This window comes from Streptomyces genisteinicus, assembly GCF_014489615.1.
In the GTDB taxonomy this organism is placed as follows: domain Bacteria; phylum Actinomycetota; class Actinomycetes; order Streptomycetales; family Streptomycetaceae; genus Streptomyces; species Streptomyces genisteinicus.
Genome location: NZ_CP060825.1, coordinates 4445479 through 4460499, shown reverse-complemented (window position 1 = coordinate 4460499; position 15021 = coordinate 4445479). Strand labels below are relative to the sequence as shown.

Here is a 15021-nt window from a genome sequence, read left to right as displayed (position 1 = left end):
GGGCGCGGCGGGCTCGGACCCGGCAACTCCCCCCTGCGCGGCGGGCTCCGGCGCGGAGCCCTCGTCCGGGGCGGAGGCTTCCCGGGACCCGGCGGCGGCGCGGCACTGTGCGCACAGCGCCTCGCCCTCGGACGCGGGTCTCTCCTGGCAATGCGGACACGGCATGACGAACGAACCCCCCAGGGAACGGTGACAGAGGGTCGCGACCGCCCCCCAGCGGCGCGACACGGGAACACGGCCCGCGCGAAGGCGGCCGTCGCGCGGACCTTATGTCCGTGCGACGGCCGCCGTCCAGTGGAAACCCCAGGTCAGACCCGGGGAAAGCCGGCCGGGAGCGCCGTCAGGAGGTCGCCCGGTCCGCCGCGGCCTGGAACTGCGCCCAGGAGAGCGACGGCTTCCGCTCGTCCCACAGCTTCTGGGACACCGCCTGGAGCGGGCGGCGGACGCCCGCGGCGACCTGGGCCTGGGTCTGGGAGTCCGCCAGGTCGCACCAGACGGCGAACCGGCCGCCGAGGATCTGGTCCGAGTACTTCTCCGCCACGGGGGTGGTGCCGCGCAGCACGAGCGGCGTCCACTCCTCGTAGATGCGGCGGCCGGTCGGGTAGACGAACTGGTTCGGCTCGCCGAGGACGTAGTAGAGGTACTCGTCGTTCAGGTTGACCACCTTGCGGCCCTCGTCGAGGTATTCGACGGGCGGGCGGGCGCCGATCTCCTTGCCCGTCCAGTACTCGACCTCGATGTCCTCGTCCGCGGTGACCGTGCCGCCCGAGAAGAAGCCGTCGTTCCACGCCTTGGGCGTCTGCTTCGCGTCGCGCACCACCGCCGCCCGGTCGTTCATCCATCCCTCGGTGAGGTCCTGGACGCCCGCGCCCGCGCCGTACTTCTCCCGGGCGGCGGTCGCGAGCTGCGGGTAGGAGGCGGCGGGGTCGCTGACCGTCAGCGCCTGGTACTCGTCGGCCCCGATGTGGAACCACCGGCCGCCGAACAGGGCGGTGTACTCGCGCAGCAGGTCGTCGATGAGCTCCGCCGACTGCGGCTTGGAGATGTCGATCGCGCCCTGCCGCGGCACCCCCTGCGCGTTTCGCAGCTGGAGGTCCGGATGGGCGCGGAGCACGGCGCCCAGGTGTCCGGGCGAGTCGATCTCGCCGAAGACATCGATGTGCAGCTGCTTCCCGAGCGCGAGGATGCGCTTGACCTGGGCCGTCGTCAGATGCGGGTCGGTGACGATCTCGGGGTGCGAGGTGGACTCGATCCGCCACGCCTGGTCGTCGGAGAAGTGCAGCCCCAGCTGGTTGAGCTTGAGGTCGGCCATCTCGCGCATGCGGGCCTCGATCCACTCCGCGGTGAAGTGCTTGCGGGCGATGTCGAGGTTGAAGCCGCGCTGCGGGCGGGCCGGAGCGTCGCGCACGACGCCCTCCGGCATGGCGCCGGAGGCGTTGACCGACTGCTTGAGGGTGCGGGTGCCGTAGAAGACGCCCGCCTCGTCGGGACCGGCGATGCGGACGACCCCGTCGCGGGTGGTGACGGTGTACGACTCGGGGGCGCCGCCTCCGGAGGAGAGCCGCAGCTCCACGTCGCCCGAGCGGGCGGCGTTCGTGCCGCCGTAGTCGAGCTCCAGCTCCCGCGCGATCAGGCGTGCCTCGTCGGCGAGCTCCTCGCTGCCCTTGGCGACGACGACCGTGCCGTCCCCGCCGGGTTTCCAGCCGGGGCCGCGGGCGGCCTCGTGCTCCTGGACGGCGGGGACGGTGACGGGCGCCTCGGAGAGGGGGTAGCTGCGGGTCGGACTCGGGGACGTGGTGGCGGGTGCCTGCTCGGGCGCGGCGCTGCCCGGGTCCTTCGGGGAGTCGTCGGAGCATCCGGCCAGGGCGGCCGAGAAGACGGCGAGGGCGGCGGCTATCGCGCCGGTGGCGTGCGTCCTGCGTGAGCGCCGGGTCATGGGCGAACCTTCCGTGGTCCGGGCGGACCTGTGGGCCGGCCGGGCGAGATGGCGTCGTCGGGGCGGGAGCGGCCCTGCCGGGGCCGCCGGACCGGGCGCGGTCCGGCGGGGCGGCCGGACGTGCCCGGGGCGGTCGGCTCCGGACGGGCCGGGAGCGGCGGAAACGCCCCAATAGGGCGAAACCTGGGTGGAACGCCTCCTCCAGAGTCCACCCACACCGTCCATCACATGCGTTCAAACTCTCCCGTCCGGGTGAAATTCGCGCATCCTTCGGACAGCTTTCGACACAGATCGATACCGTTGCTTCTCATCCTTATCTCCCTTCCCAGCCGTCCCCGCCGGCCCTCCGAGGAGCCCCCGCTGTCCAGCGACACCCCCGCCGGCATCCCCGAGCGCCCGCCGGCCGTCCGACACGTCTCACGCGGACACGCCGGGAGCACGCTCTCCCCGGAGGCCATACCGTCCCGGCCCGGCAGTCCGTCCCGGTACGGCGACCCGTCCCGGCCCGGCAGCCTGCCCGGACTCGACGCCTTCAACACCGCCTCCGCCCCCGAGGCCGAGGCCCTGCTCCTCGACTGCTGCGGCAGCCACCGGTGGGCCCGGCGTGTCGCGGCGCACCGGCCCTACCCCGATCTGGGCGCACTGCTGGCGGGCTGCGACGAGGCCGGGTACGACCTGACCCCCGGCGACGTGCACGAAGCGCTGGCGCACGAGCGCTCGGCGGGCCTCGCCCCCGGGGCTCCCCCGGCGGCGCAGACCGCCCTGGCCGCGGCGCACGCCGCCTACGAGAGCAGATTCGGACACGCGTTCGTCATCTGCCTCGACGCGCACCGGCCCGAGGAATGGCTCGACCAGGTCCTCGCCGGAATCCGGCGGCGACTCGCCCACGAACCGGACGAGGAGCGGTCCGTCTCCGCCGAGGAGCTGCGGGCCCTGGCCCGCTCCCGGGTGGCGCAGGCGGTCGGCAGGCAGCCGCGGACGGGCGCGGGAGGGCCTGCGGAGTAGCCCGTCCGTGGCTGTTTGATTGCCTGTTTGATCACACCGGTGCACCCCGGGCAAACGAACCGACAACACGTCGCTACGATGGCGAGGGCCGGTGGACCGTACCCGGCCGGGCCGACCGACACCCACAAGCCGGCAGGCCCCAGTCCCCGCTCCCGGAGGGTTCTTCCGTGCCGGCTGGAACGCTGTACCGCGGCCGGGAAGGAATGTGGAGCTGGGTGGCTCACCGAGTCACCGGCGTCCTCATCTTCTTCTTCCTGTTCGTACATGTGCTGGACACCGCTCTCGTCCGCGTCTCCCCCGAGGCGTACGACGAGGTCGTCGCCACCTACAAGACGCCGCTCGTCGCGCTGCTGGAATACGGCCTCGTCGCCGCGATCCTCTTCCACGCGCTCAACGGCCTGCGCGTCATCGCCGTGGACTTCTGGTCCAAGGGCCCGCGCTACCAGAAGCAGATGCTGTGGACCGTCATGGGCATCTGGGTCGTGCTGATGGCCGGCGCGCTGTACCCGGTGCTCGGCCACGCCGCTCGTGAACTGTTCGGGAGCTGAGGCGAGAGATGTCCACTGAGGTAACTTCCAACGCCATCGGCGACGTCGAGGGCGAGCGCGTCTACGACGTCGACAATCCGGCCCCGTACATCGAGGCGCCGCGCAAGCGCACCGGGAAGACCCCGAAGTCGACCCGCGGCAACTTCGAGATGGCCGCGTGGCTCTTCATGCGCCTGTCCGGCGTGGTCCTCGTCGTCCTGGTCATCGGCCACCTGCTGATCCAGCTGGTGCTGGACGGCGGCGTCTCCAAGATCGGCTTCGCCTTCGTGGCCGGCCGCTGGGCGTCCCCGTTCTGGCAGACCTGGGACCTGCTGATGCTGTGGCTTGCCATGCTGCACGGCGCCAACGGCCTCCGTACCGTCATCAACGACTACGCGGAGCGCCCCAACACGCGCCTGTGGCTCAAGGGCCTGCTGTACACCGCCACGGTGTTCACCATCCTTCTGGGCACGCTGGTGATCTTCACCTTCGACCCGAACATCCGCTAGGCACGGGGCTGAGGTAACACACCATGAAGATCCACAAGTACGACACCGTCATCGTCGGCGCCGGCGGCGCCGGCATGCGCGCCGCCATCGAGTCGACGAAGCGCAGCCGCACCGCCGTGCTGACGAAGCTCTACCCCACCCGCTCCCACACGGGCGCCGCTCAGGGCGGCATGGCCGCCGCGCTGGCGAACGTGGAGGAGGACAACTGGGAGTGGCACACCTTCGACACCGTCAAGGGCGGTGACTACCTGGTCGACCAGGACGCCGCCGAGATCCTGGCGAAGGAGGCCATCGACGCCGTCCTCGACCTGGAGAAGATGGGCCTGCCGTTCAACCGGACCCCGAACGGCACCATCGACCAGCGCCGCTTCGGCGGGCACTCCCGCAACCACGGCGAGGCCCCGGTCCGCCGGTCCTGCTACGCCGCGGACCGCACCGGCCACATGATCCTCCAGACGCTGTACCAGAACTGCGTCAAGGAGGGCGTGGAGTTCTTCAACGAGTTCTACGTCCTGGACCAGCTGATCACCGAGGTCGACGGGGTCCGCAAGTCCGCCGGCGTGGTCGCCTACGAGCTGGCCACCGGCGAGATCCACGTCTTCCAGGCGAAGGCCGTGATCTACGCGTCCGGCGGCACCGGCAAGTTCTTCAAGGTGACGTCCAACGCGCACACCCTGACCGGTGACGGCCAGGCCGCCTGCTACCGCCGCGGCCTGCCGCTGGAGGACATGGAGTTCTTCCAGTTCCACCCGACGGGCATCTGGCGCATGGGCATCCTGCTGACGGAGGGCGCCCGCGGTGAGGGCGGCATCCTCCGCAACAAGGACGGCGAGCGCTTCATGGAGAAGTACGCGCCGGTCATGAAGGACCTCGCGTCCCGTGACGTCGTCTCGCGCTCCATCTACACCGAGATCCGCGAGGGCCGCGGCTGCGGCCCCGAGGGCGACCACGTCTACCTGGACCTCACCCACCTGCCGCCGGAGCAGCTGGACGCCAAGCTCCCGGACATCACCGAGTTCGCGCGGACCTACCTCGGCATCGAGCCCTACACGGACCCGATCCCGATCCAGCCGACCGCGCACTACGCCATGGGCGGCATCCCGACCAACGTCGAGGGCGAGGTGCTCGCGGACAACACCACCGTCGTCCCGGGCCTCTACGCCGCCGGCGAGGTCGCCTGCGTCTCCGTGCACGGCGCCAACCGCCTCGGCACCAACTCGCTGCTGGACATCAACGTCTTCGGACGCCGCTCCGGCATCGCCGCCGCCGAGTACGCCGCGAAGCACGACTACGTCGAGCTGCCCGAGAACCCCGCCTCGCTCGTCGAGGAGCAGGTCGAGCGGCTGCGGAACTCCACGGGCAACGAGCGGGTGGCCGCCCTGCGCCTGGAGCTCCAGGAGACGATGGACGCCAACGTGATGGTGTTCCGCACCGAGCAGACGATCAAGACGGCCGTCGAGAAGATCGCCGAGCTGCGGGCTCGCTACAAGAACGTGTCGGTCCAGGACAAGGGCAAGCGGTTCAACACGGACCTGCTGGAGGCCATCGAGCTGGGCAACCTGCTCGACCTGGCCGAGGTCATGGCCGTCTCCGCGCTGGCCCGCAAGGAGTCCCGCGGCGGTCACTACCGCGAGGACTTCCCGAACCGCGACGACGTCAACTTCATGCGCCACACCATGGCGTACCGCGAGGTGGGCGACGACGGCGCCGAGTCGATCCGTCTCGACTACAAGCCGGTCGTCCAGACCCGCTACCAGCCGATGGAGCGTAAGTACTGATGGCTACCCCCGTACTGGACAAGGTCGAGGCGGAGTCCGCCGCCTCCCCGTACATCACGGTCACGATGCGGATCCGCCGCTTCAACCCCGAGATCTCGGACGCCTCGGTCTGGGAGGACTTCCAGATCGAGATCGACCCGAAGGAGCGGGTGCTCGACGCCCTTCACAAGATCAAGTGGGACGTCGACGGCACGCTGACCTTCCGCCGCTCCTGCGCGCACGGCATCTGCGGCTCCGACGCGATGCGGATCAACGGCAAGAACAGGCTCGCCTGCAAGACGCTGATCAAGGACATCAACCCGGAGAAGCCGATCACGGTCGAGGCCATCAAGGGCCTGACGGTCCTCAAGGACCTCGTCGTGGACATGGAGCCGTTCTTCCAGGCGTACCGGGACGTCATGCCGTTCCTGGTCACCAAGGGGAACGAGCCGACGCGCGAGCGCCTGCAGTCCGCCGAGGACCGCGAGCGCTTCGACGACACCACCAAGTGCATCCTGTGCGCCGCGTGCACGTCCTCGTGCCCGGTGTTCTGGAACGACGGCCAGTACTTCGGCCCGGCGGCGATCGTCAACGCGCACCGCTTCATCTTCGACTCGCGTGACGAGGCCGGGGAGCAGCGCCTGGAGATCCTGAACGACAAGGACGGCGTGTGGCGTTGCCGCACCACGTTCAACTGCACGGACGCCTGCCCTCGCGGTATCGAGGTCACCAAGGCGATCCAGGAGGTCAAGCGGGCGCTGATCACGCGCCGCTTCTGACCCCCGGGCACCCTACGGAAGGGTCCCGGCTCGCGCGGCGAGCCGGGACCCTTCCGTATGCCCGTGCGGGCTTCACCCGGCGGGGGCGCACCTGGCAGGATCGGGGCAGTCCGGCAGGAGCGGCACAGAACGGGGACCTCCATGACGCAGCCAGGCGCGCCCAGGGAAGGGGAGCCCGAGTACGACTGGAGCCCGGAGGAGCCCGCCGGGACGCCCCCGCGGGGCGCGGCGCACCCGCCGACCCGGGCGTACGGCGTCCCGCACGAGCCGACCCGGGCCGACGGCGTGCCCCTCGGTGACGGCGCCGGCGACGGGGACACCCACCGGGCCGCCCGCCAGGCCGCCTACCAGCCGACGGTGGGCGCCGGGGTGCCCGTCCCCGGCCACCAGGGCGGCGCGGCGCCCCTGCCGGGCGCACAGCCGCTCGTCACCATCGGCGACATCACCGTGCTGCCGGACGCGGTCGTCACCCCGGCCGGCACGATGCCGCTGCGGGGCGCGGTGTGGAACGCGGTGGACATGACCCGCACCGAGGACCGCACTCCCGTGTACGCGATCGTGCTAGCGGTGCTGTTCGTCGCGGCCTGCGGGCTCGGTCTGCTCTTCCTGCTGCTCAAGGAGAAGCGGACGACGGGCTTCGTACAGGCGACCGTCTCCGGCGCGGGCATCCACCACACGGCGGCGATCCCCGCCACCGGCCCCGGGACGTACACCGAGGTGATGGCCCAGATCGCCTACGCCCGGTCGATCAGCGCCGGCTGAGGACCGCCGGCTGAGGACCCGTCACACGCCCTCCGGCGCGGCGGCGCCGCGCAGGGCTCCGTCAGGCGCAGTGCCGCTCAGCGCCCCGTCCGGCGCGGAGGCGCCGTGCAGGGCTCCGTCGAGGAAGCCGGCCAGCAGGGCGGTGGTCTCCTCCGGGCGCTCCAGGCTCGGGAGGTGCCCGGCCCACGGCAGTTCGAGACGGCGCGCACCGGGGACGGCGGCCGCCAGACGGGCGGCGGCGGCCCCGAAGTCGCTCAGGTCGTGCGCCCCGGAGACGGCCAGCAGCGGGCAGCCGATGCCCGCGAGGTCGTAGGGGCCCTCCGGCTCGTCGGCGGAGAGCACGTAGGGCGCCCCCTTGGTCTCGACGGCCCGTTCCGCGGCGGACTGCACCTCGAAGGCGTGCAGCTGCATGGCGTGGACGGCGTCGCGCGCCTCGTCGCCGGCCTCGGGCCCCAGCCAGGTCTCCACGTTGAGCGCCGTCGCCCCCCGCAGGTCGCCGGCCTCGAAGAACGCGGTCTCCCGGCGGTCGAACGCGGCCAGTTCCGGGCTCTCGTCGTCGGTGTCCGGCAGAGGCGCCGCGTTCAGCAGCGCCAGCGCGGACACCCGCTGCGGGGCGCGCAGCGCGGCGAAGAGGGCCACCCGGCCGCCGAACGACGCGCCGACGAGCGCCGCGCGCTCGATCCCCAGGCGGTCCATCAGGGCGAGCACGTCACCGGAGTTGCTGTAGGGCTCCTCGGCGACCGGGGTGCCGCCGAAGCCCCGGAGGTCGGCGCGGACCACGCGGTGGCCGGCGGCGGCGAGCGAGGCGAACGGGACGTCCCACATGCGCCGGTCGCACACGCCGGCGTGGAGCAGCAGGACAGCGGGGCCGTCGCCGGCCTCGTCGTAGGAGAGGGTCATCCGGCCGAGGGTACGGGCAGCCCCGGGACCGCGCCCGCCGATTTCCGCGCCCCGGGCGGGCGTTGCCCGCCGCGCCCAGGCTTGAACATGTTCAAAAGGAGGTCTACAGTCGTCACCGCCAGCTTTTGAACATGTTCAAGGGAGGGTGGGGCATGGACCTCACTGTCGTCGCGTACGTCGTCTACCTGCTGATCAGCGTGGCCCTCACGGTCTGGGTGGCACGCACCCTCAGCCGGAACGGGAAGATCTTCCTCGCGGACGTCCTCAAGGGGAACGAGTCCCTCGCCGAAGCCGTCAACCACCTGCTCGTCGTCGGCTTCTACCTGGTCAACCTGGGCTTCGTCGCCCTCTACCTCAAGGCCGCCGAAGCCGTGGCCGACGCCCGCGGACTCTTCGAGGCCCTCTCCGTGAAGATCGGCGTGGTGCTCCTCGTCCTCGGCGTGATGCACCTCGGCAACGTCTGGGTCCTCAACAGGATCCGCCGCCGGGGCGTCATGGAGCGCGAACTCACCCCGCCCGTCGGCCCCCAGGGCTGGACCCGGCAGCAGTCGCCCGCCGGCCCGTGGACCCCGCCCGCCACCGGTCCGACCGGGGCGTGAGGGACCGTGACCGCCGTGACCACCGCCGTCCGCGGGCTGACGGTCCTCTACGACGCCGAATGCCCGCTCTGCGTCCACCTGCGCGCCTGGCTGCTGCGCCGGCCTCGGCTCGTGCCGCTGGAGACCGTCCCCGCGGGCTCCGCCGAGGCCCGCCGCCGCTACCCCGAGCTCGACCACGGGCGCACCCTGCGGGAGATCACCGTGATCGGCGACGGAGGGCAGGTGTACACCGGGCAGGCCGCCTGGATCGTGTGCCTGTGGGCCCTCGCCGAGTACCGGCCGAAGGCGCACTGGCTGGCCACCCCGGCCGGTGCGCCCTTCGTCCGGGCCACCATGCTCGCGGCGGCCAAGTACCGCGAACGCCTCGGCCCCGCGGGCACCACGCCCTGCGACGTGCAGTGCGCGGCACCCCGTTAGGCTCGTCCACCGTGACTGATCCGAAGGCCCCCACCCCGTCGACGGCACCGCAGACGCCGGACACGCCGAAGGCATCCAAGGCACCGCAGACGGCCGGGACGCCGCAGGCGCCGAAGAGCGAGCAGACCCGCACGCTGATCCTGGAAACCGCGCTGCGGCTCTTCCAGGAGCGGGGCTACGACAAGACGACGATGCGGGCCATCGCCAAGGAGGCCGGGGTCTCCGTCGGGAACGCGTACTACTACTTCGGCTCCAAGGAGCACCTCGTCCAGGGCTTCTACGACCGGATCGCCGCGGAGCACCGCGCGGCGGTCCGGCCCGTGCTGGACCGGGAGACCGACTTCGAGGCGCGGATGGCGGGCGTGCTCACCGCCTGGCTGGACATCGCCGCCCCGTACCACGAGTTCGCCGCGCAGTTCTTCAAGAACGCCGCCGACCCCGAGTCACCGCTCAGCCCCTTCTCCCCGGAGTCCGAGCACGCCCGGGAGGCCGCCATCGACGTCCACCGGGAGGTGCTCGCCGGGTCGAAGGCCAAGGTCGCCGAGGAACTGCGGGAGATCCTGCCGGAGCTGATGTGGCTCTCCCAGATGGGACTCGTCCTGTACTGGGTGTTCGACCGCTCCCAGGACAGCGAGCGCAGCCGCCGGCTCGCCGTCCGCGGCGCCCGGCTCACCTCCCGGGGCGTCGCACTCGCCCGCTTCCGGGTGCTGCGGCCGCTGGTGCGCGAGGTGCACGAGCTGTTCACCGACTTCCTGCCGGGCATGGCGCAGACCGTGACCGCCCGGAAGACCGCGGGCGGCGGCCCCGCCGCCCCGGCGGACGGCGGGAACGGACCGGGACCCGCCGCCCCCGCGGACGGCGGGAACGACCCTGTTCAGGCCTGACGCGAGGCCAGCTGCACCACGGTGATGTCCGACTCCGCGCCCACCCGCACGGGCGGGCCCCAGGCGCCCGCGCCCCGGGAGACGTACAGCTGGGTGTCGCCGTAGCGCTCCAGCCCGGCGACGGTCGGATTGGCGAACCCCGCGAGCATGTTGCCCGGCCACAGCTGCCCGCCGTGGGTGTGCCCGGAGAGCTGGAGGTCCACCCCGTGGTCCACCGCGTCGTGGATCACCACCGGCTGGTGGGCCAGCAGCACCGCCGCGCGGGACCGGTCGCGGTCCCCGAGCGCACGGACGAAGTCCGGGCCCTGCCCGTAGTCCTCGCCCGCGACGTCGTCCACGCCGGCCAGGTCGAACCCGCCCGCGATCTCGACCCGCTCGTTGCGCAGCGGGCGCATGCCCAGCTCGCGCACATGGGCGACCCACTCGTCGACACCGGAGAAGTACTCGTGGTTGCCGGTGACGAAGAACGAACCGTCCCGGGCCTTCAGCCGCGCCAGCGGCTCCGCGGCGTGCCCCAGGTCCGCGACGCTGCCGTCCACCAGGTCGCCGACGACCGCGACCAGATCGGGCTGCGCGGAGTTGACCGCGTCGACGATGCGCTGGGTGTGGGCCCGGCCCAGGATCGGTCCGAGGTGGACGTCGCTGACGACCGCGATGCGGTAACCGTGAGCCGCCCGGGGCAGCTTGGCCAGCGGCACGGTGACGCGCTTCACGCGGGGACCGCGGAGCACACCGTACGTGCCGTACCCCACCGTCCCCGCGGCGGCGGCGGCCGCCGCGCCGCCCACGATCCGCGACACGAACAACCGCCGCGACACCGCGGCGGGCGCGGGCGTGGTGGCGGGGGCGGCGGCGGGCGTGGCGCCCTCGGATGCGTCGGCCCCGCGGGCGGGGGCGCTCTCGGGCGCGGCGCTCTCGGAGGCCGGGGCGGGAGCGGGCGTGGTGGCGGGCGCGGGCTCCTCACCGGCCTCGGGCGCGGTGCCGGGCACGGTGGCGGTGGCCGAGGCGCCGGTTCCGTGCACGCCGGCGGGCGCCGCGGCGGCGGTCGCGGTGGCGACAGTTCCCTTGGCGGTCCCCTCGCCGGGCGCCGGCGCGGCCCCGTCCCGGGCGCCTGCCGGGGACGGCGTCCCGTCGGCCGGCGCGGACAGCGCTCCGGCGCCGGCCTCCCCCGCGCGGCGCGCGAGGGCGCGGGTCAGCAGGGGGCGGACCGCCTCCCCGACGACCAGGGCGAGGACCACGTACAGCAGGAGCGCGAGCCACAGGTACCCGGGCCAGGCCAGGACCTGCTCGACCCAGAACGGCGCGCCCGTACGCGCCGACAGCAGCGCGCCGAGGGACAGGGCCGGCAGCACCCAGACGGCCACCGTGCCGATCCGCCGGGCACGTCCGCCCGGTGCCGTCGTGTCGCGGACCAGCCGCCGCCACACGTACCAGTGCACCCCGGCGAGCACGGCCAGGACCAGAATGATCATGAGTGCGGCGACAGCCACCATGGACGGTTTCCCCTACCCCTCAAGCGTGCGCTCGTGGCGCAGGGCGCGCACACCGCGCAACCCGATGACCCCGACGACCGTCCCCAGGACAAAGGACGTGACGGCGAGCAGCAGATGGACCCAGAAGTACCCGGTCGGGTCGCCCGCGTCGTCGAAGGCGAGCCCGCTGCCGTCCTGCCATAGGTTTTTGACGAAAGTGACCCAGATGAACCAGCTCCACACCCCGAACGCGAGCAGGAACCAGGACACGGGGCGGCTGAGCTTCATGAGCCAAGTATCGCGGCTGTCCTCCGACCGGGTGCTCCGGGGTGGGCTGTCCCGGCGTCGCGCCCGGCGGGTCAACGGGCCGATCTCCATATTTTCCCCGGCGCACTGTACGTTCTCGTCCGTGTCTGCTCTGTCTGCTGCCCTCAGGTCCGCCGCGCGAAGGGCCGCGCCGGCGGTCGTCGCCGCCGCGATGCTGCCCGCGATGACCGCCGCACCCGCGTTCGCGGCCGTGCACGACGACAAGCCCGGCAAACAGCCCCAGCCGCCGGCCGCCATGTCGGGCGTCGGCGGTCCCCAACTCGCCAAGCCCGGCACCCAGGTGAGCCTCGGCGCGGGTGCGCCGGTGCTCCCGAAGGACGTCAGCGGCCGGTCGTGGATCGTCGCGGACGCCGAGAGCGGCGAGGTGCTCGCGGCGCACAACGCCCACTGGAAGCTGCCGCCCGCGTCGACGCTGAAGATGCTCTTCGCCGACACGCTGCTGCCCAGGCTGCCCAAGGACGCCGTGCACAAGGTGACCGACGCGGAGCTCGCGGGCGTCGGGGAGGGCAGCAGCCTGGTGGGGGTCAAGGAGGACCACACCTACAGCGTCCACGACCTGTGGCTGGGCGTCTTCCTGCGCTCCGGCAACGACGCCGTCCATGTGCTGTCGGCCATGAACGGCGGGGTCGAGAAGTCGGTCGCCGACATGCAGGCGCACGCCGAGGAGCTCCAGGCCCTCGACACCACCGTCGTCTCGCCCGACGGCTACGACGAGCCGAACCAGGTCTCCTCCGCGTACGACCTCACGCTGATCGCCCGCAGCGGGCTCCAGAAGAAGGACTTCCGGGAGTACGCGTCCACGGTGACCGCGCAGTTCCCCGGGGAGCAGAAGAAGGGCAAGCCGCGCGAGACGTTCGCGATCCAGAACACCAACCGGCTGCTGACCGGCTCCGGCGGGGTCGACCCGTACCAGGGCATCGCCGGGATCAAGAACGGCAACACCACCCACGCGGGCGCCACCTTCACCGGAGTCGCCGAGCGGAACGGGCGGGTCCTGCTGGTGACGGTGATGAACCCGTCGTCCGAGGAGGGCCAGGCCGTCTACAAGGAGGCGGCCCGGCTGCTCGACTGGGGGTTCGCCGCCGCGGGCAAGGTCACCCCGGTCGGCGAACTGGTGGCGCCGAAGTCGGCCGAGCTGCCGTCGTCGGGCGGCTCGCAGCCGGTGAAGGAGGGCAAGGGCTCGCCCGCCGAACCGGTCGCGGCCGCGCAGACCGGTTCGGGTGGCATGGGCATCGCGCTCGCCGTGATGGGCGGGGTGCTGGTGCTGCTGGCCGTGGGCGGCTTCCTCGTCAGGCGCCGCTGGCCGCTGCCCGACCGGATGCGCCGCTCCCCCCGTCCGTGACGGACCCGTCCCGCGCGTCACTCCCGCCGGGTCCCTCGGTCGCCTCCTCGGCCGCGGGCTCGTCGTCACCGCTCGGCGTCGCCGTCCAGGCGGCGCAGTAGAGCAGCAGCTTGGCCGTGAAGTTGATCCACAGCAGCAGGGCGATCGGCACGCCGAAGGCCCCGTACATGCTGCGTGAGGCGACCCCGCTGAGATAGCCGCTGAGCAGCAGCTTCAGCAGTTCGAAGCCGACCGCCCCGATCAGCGCCGCCACCATCAGGCGGCGCCGGGGCGGGTGGGCGCCCGGCAGCAGCGTCAGCAGGTAGAGCAGGATGAGGAAGTTCGCCAGCACGGCGAGGGCGACGGCGCCGATCCGCAGCAGGACGCCGCCGACGCCGCCCTCCTCCAGGCCCAGCCGCTCCATCGTCCAGCCGATCGCGGACGATCCGAGGGCGGAGACCGCGAAGGTCAGCAGTCCGGTGCAGCCGAGGCCGACGAGCACCCCGACGTCCTTGGCCTTGCGCAGGACGGGGTTGCCCTCGTCCTCGTCGTCGGTCCCCCAGACCGCCCGCAGGCAGTCCCGCATCGCGCCCACCCAGCTGGCGCCGGTGAGCAGCAGCAGCACACCGGAGACGAGGCCGACGGTGCCCGCGTTGGCGACCAGGGCGTTGATGTCGAGCTGGTCCGAGATGCCGGGGATCTGCTCGGCGATCTTGTCGTTGAGTTCGTCCACCGCGCTCTGGTCGAGGGCCGCCGCGATGATCGCGGCGGCGAAGGTGATGAGCGGGAAGAGCGCGAGGAAACTGAGGAACGTGATGGCGGCCGCGAGCCGCGTCCAGTGCGCCCGTTCCAGCGTCTCGTAGCTGCGCCACGCGTGGGTGCGCATCAGCCGTTCGACGAGGGGGCCGACGACGGGGAGCTTGATCAGCCAGTCCATGGGCTACGCCTACCCGGTCACCGCCCGTACAGCCCCCGCGACCCGCCGGAAGGGACCGGACCGAACGCAGGTGCCGGGTGCCGGAGCGCGCCGCGCGCAGAGTGGGGTGGGGTGGGGTCAGAGGGTGCCGGCGTGCTCGTCGACCGGGGAGCCCTGGGCGGGTACGCCCGCGATGCCGCCGCCGAAGGCGTAGGTGTTCAGCTTCCGCCACACCGCGTCGGCGCCCTGCTCGTAGAGCGCGAACGAGTCGCACGTCCACGCGGCCGCGTACTCGGACAGCTCCGCGTACGCCCGGTCCATGGCCTCCTCGGAGATGCCGTGGGCGACGGTGACGTGCGGGTGGTAGGGGAACATCAGCTCGCGCGCCAGCGGTCCCGAGGCGTCGCGGACGCGTTCCTGGAGCCAGGAGCAGGCCGAGCCGCCCTCCACGACCTGGACGAAGACCACGGGCGACAGCGGACGGAACGTCCCCGTGCCCGACAGCCGCATCCGGAACGGCCGGCCCGCGGTGGCGACGGCGGCGAGGTGGGAGCGGACCGCGGGGAGCACAGCGGAGTCGACCTCGGTGGGCGGCAGCAGGGTGACGTGGGTCGGAATGCCGTACGCGGCCAGGTCCCCGAAGCCCGCGCGGCGCTCCTGGAGCAGGCTGCCGTGTGGCTCCGGGACCGCGATCGAAACGCCGAGCGTTACGGTCCCCACGTCGTTCTCCTCGGGTCTGTGCACCGGGGTGTCCGGTACGAGGTCGGTTGTGGTGGTGCAGCCGCCAGTGTGGCGGCTGCACCCACTTCGTGGCCAGAGTCCTTGGACACAGGTCCTTCGACTCCAGCGGGGCCGTGACGACTCCGTGACGGCGCGGTGACGGCCCGCTGCGGGCCCCGGGCGGGCGTCC

The 15021-nt window shown here is 72.4% G+C and carries 16 protein-coding genes; 10 read left to right on the top strand and 6 right to left on the bottom strand.

The genetic code is table 11. From position 1 onward, the window contains the following. Positions 1–340: 340 nt before the first annotated feature. Positions 341–1936 carry a beta-N-acetylhexosaminidase gene (locus IAG43_RS19495; RefSeq protein ID WP_187741982.1) on the bottom strand — a complete coding sequence of 532 codons (1596 nt, stop codon included), beginning with the start codon at positions 1934–1936 and terminating at the stop codon, positions 341–343. A 300-nt stretch (positions 1937–2236) separates the two neighbouring features. Here IAG43_RS19495 and IAG43_RS19490 point away from each other — a divergent pair, with 300 nt between their 5' ends. The 6 genes from IAG43_RS19490 to IAG43_RS19465 all read left to right on the top strand — a co-directional run bounded on the left by IAG43_RS19490 (position 2237) and on the right by IAG43_RS19465 (position 7275). Continuing rightward, positions 2237–2941, top strand: a complete 705-nt coding sequence (locus tag IAG43_RS19490; RefSeq protein ID WP_425508612.1) for a 2-oxo-4-hydroxy-4-carboxy-5-ureidoimidazoline decarboxylase — start codon at positions 2237–2239, stop codon at positions 2939–2941. Positions 2942–3108: 167 nt separating this feature from the next. Then, a complete protein-coding gene (gene sdhC, locus IAG43_RS19485; protein ID WP_147987791.1) occupies positions 3109–3489 on the top strand; it encodes a succinate dehydrogenase, cytochrome b556 subunit in 381 nt (126 codons plus the stop codon). Between the two features lie 8 nt (positions 3490–3497). Continuing rightward, positions 3498–3977: a succinate dehydrogenase hydrophobic membrane anchor subunit gene (locus IAG43_RS19480; RefSeq protein WP_187741980.1), complete on the top strand. Its 480-nt coding sequence runs from the start codon at positions 3498–3500 to the stop codon at positions 3975–3977. Between the two features lie 23 nt (positions 3978–4000). Continuing rightward, entirely contained in the window at positions 4001–5755 is a 1755-nt protein-coding gene (sdhA, locus tag IAG43_RS19475; RefSeq protein WP_187741979.1) for a succinate dehydrogenase flavoprotein subunit, read from the top strand. Next, positions 5755–6513 carry a succinate dehydrogenase iron-sulfur subunit gene (locus IAG43_RS19470; protein ID WP_187741978.1) on the top strand — a complete coding sequence of 253 codons (759 nt, stop codon included), beginning with the start codon at positions 5755–5757 and terminating at the stop codon, positions 6511–6513. Before sdhA ends, IAG43_RS19470 begins: the two co-directional genes overlap by 1 nt. Positions 6514–6654: 141 nt before the next feature. Continuing rightward, complete coding sequence (locus tag IAG43_RS19465) at positions 6655–7275, top strand: hypothetical protein (RefSeq protein WP_187741977.1); 621 nt, start codon at positions 6655–6657, stop codon at positions 7273–7275. 21 nt (positions 7276–7296) lie between these two features. Here the strand turns inward: IAG43_RS19465 and IAG43_RS19460 are convergent, their stop codons facing one another. Then, positions 7297–8175 (bottom strand): alpha/beta fold hydrolase, encoded by an 879-nt coding sequence (locus IAG43_RS19460; protein WP_187741976.1) that lies wholly within the window; start codon positions 8173–8175, stop codon positions 7297–7299. 152 nt (positions 8176–8327) lie between these two features. Here IAG43_RS19460 and IAG43_RS19455 point away from each other — a divergent pair, with 152 nt between their 5' ends. From IAG43_RS19455 to IAG43_RS19445, 3 genes are all read left to right on the top strand, one after another. Then, positions 8328–8774, top strand: coding sequence for a hypothetical protein (locus IAG43_RS19455; RefSeq protein ID WP_187741975.1), 447 nt, complete (start codon positions 8328–8330; stop codon positions 8772–8774). 15 nt (positions 8775–8789) lie between these two features. Further along, positions 8790–9191, top strand: coding sequence for a thiol-disulfide oxidoreductase DCC family protein (locus tag IAG43_RS19450; RefSeq protein WP_246574430.1), 402 nt, complete (start codon positions 8790–8792; stop codon positions 9189–9191). Positions 9192–9325: 134 nt separating this feature from the next. Then, entirely contained in the window at positions 9326–10075 is a 750-nt protein-coding gene (locus IAG43_RS19445) for a TetR/AcrR family transcriptional regulator (protein WP_246574759.1), read from the top strand. On the opposite strand, the gene IAG43_RS19440 is transcribed toward IAG43_RS19445, so the two are convergent. Both IAG43_RS19440 and IAG43_RS34235 read right to left on the bottom strand, forming a co-directional pair. Continuing rightward, a complete protein-coding gene (locus IAG43_RS19440) occupies positions 10066–11568 on the bottom strand; it encodes a metallophosphoesterase (protein WP_187741973.1) in 1503 nt (500 codons plus the stop codon). The genes IAG43_RS19445 and IAG43_RS19440 overlap by 10 nt on opposite strands. Before the next feature lie 12 nt (positions 11569–11580). Then, positions 11581–11835, bottom strand: coding sequence for an SCO4848 family membrane protein (locus IAG43_RS34235; protein ID WP_223005953.1), 255 nt, complete (start codon positions 11833–11835; stop codon positions 11581–11583). 190 nt (positions 11836–12025) lie between these two features. On the opposite strand from IAG43_RS34235, the gene IAG43_RS19435 reads away from it, so the two are divergent. Then, positions 12026–13216, top strand: a complete 1191-nt coding sequence (locus tag IAG43_RS19435; RefSeq protein WP_425508650.1) for a D-alanyl-D-alanine carboxypeptidase family protein — start codon at positions 12026–12028, stop codon at positions 13214–13216. On the opposite strand, the gene IAG43_RS19430 is transcribed toward IAG43_RS19435, so the two are convergent. Continuing rightward, positions 13164–14132 (bottom strand): YihY/virulence factor BrkB family protein, encoded by a 969-nt coding sequence (locus IAG43_RS19430; RefSeq protein ID WP_187741971.1) that lies wholly within the window; start codon positions 14130–14132, stop codon positions 13164–13166. The two genes, IAG43_RS19435 and IAG43_RS19430, sit on opposite strands and share 53 nt — an antisense overlap. 117 nt (positions 14133–14249) lie before the next feature. Next, on the bottom strand, positions 14250–14831 hold the full coding sequence (locus tag IAG43_RS19425; protein ID WP_187741970.1) for a 2'-5' RNA ligase family protein: 582 nt from the start codon (positions 14829–14831) through the stop codon (positions 14250–14252). Between the last annotated feature and the right edge of the window lie 190 nt (positions 14832–15021).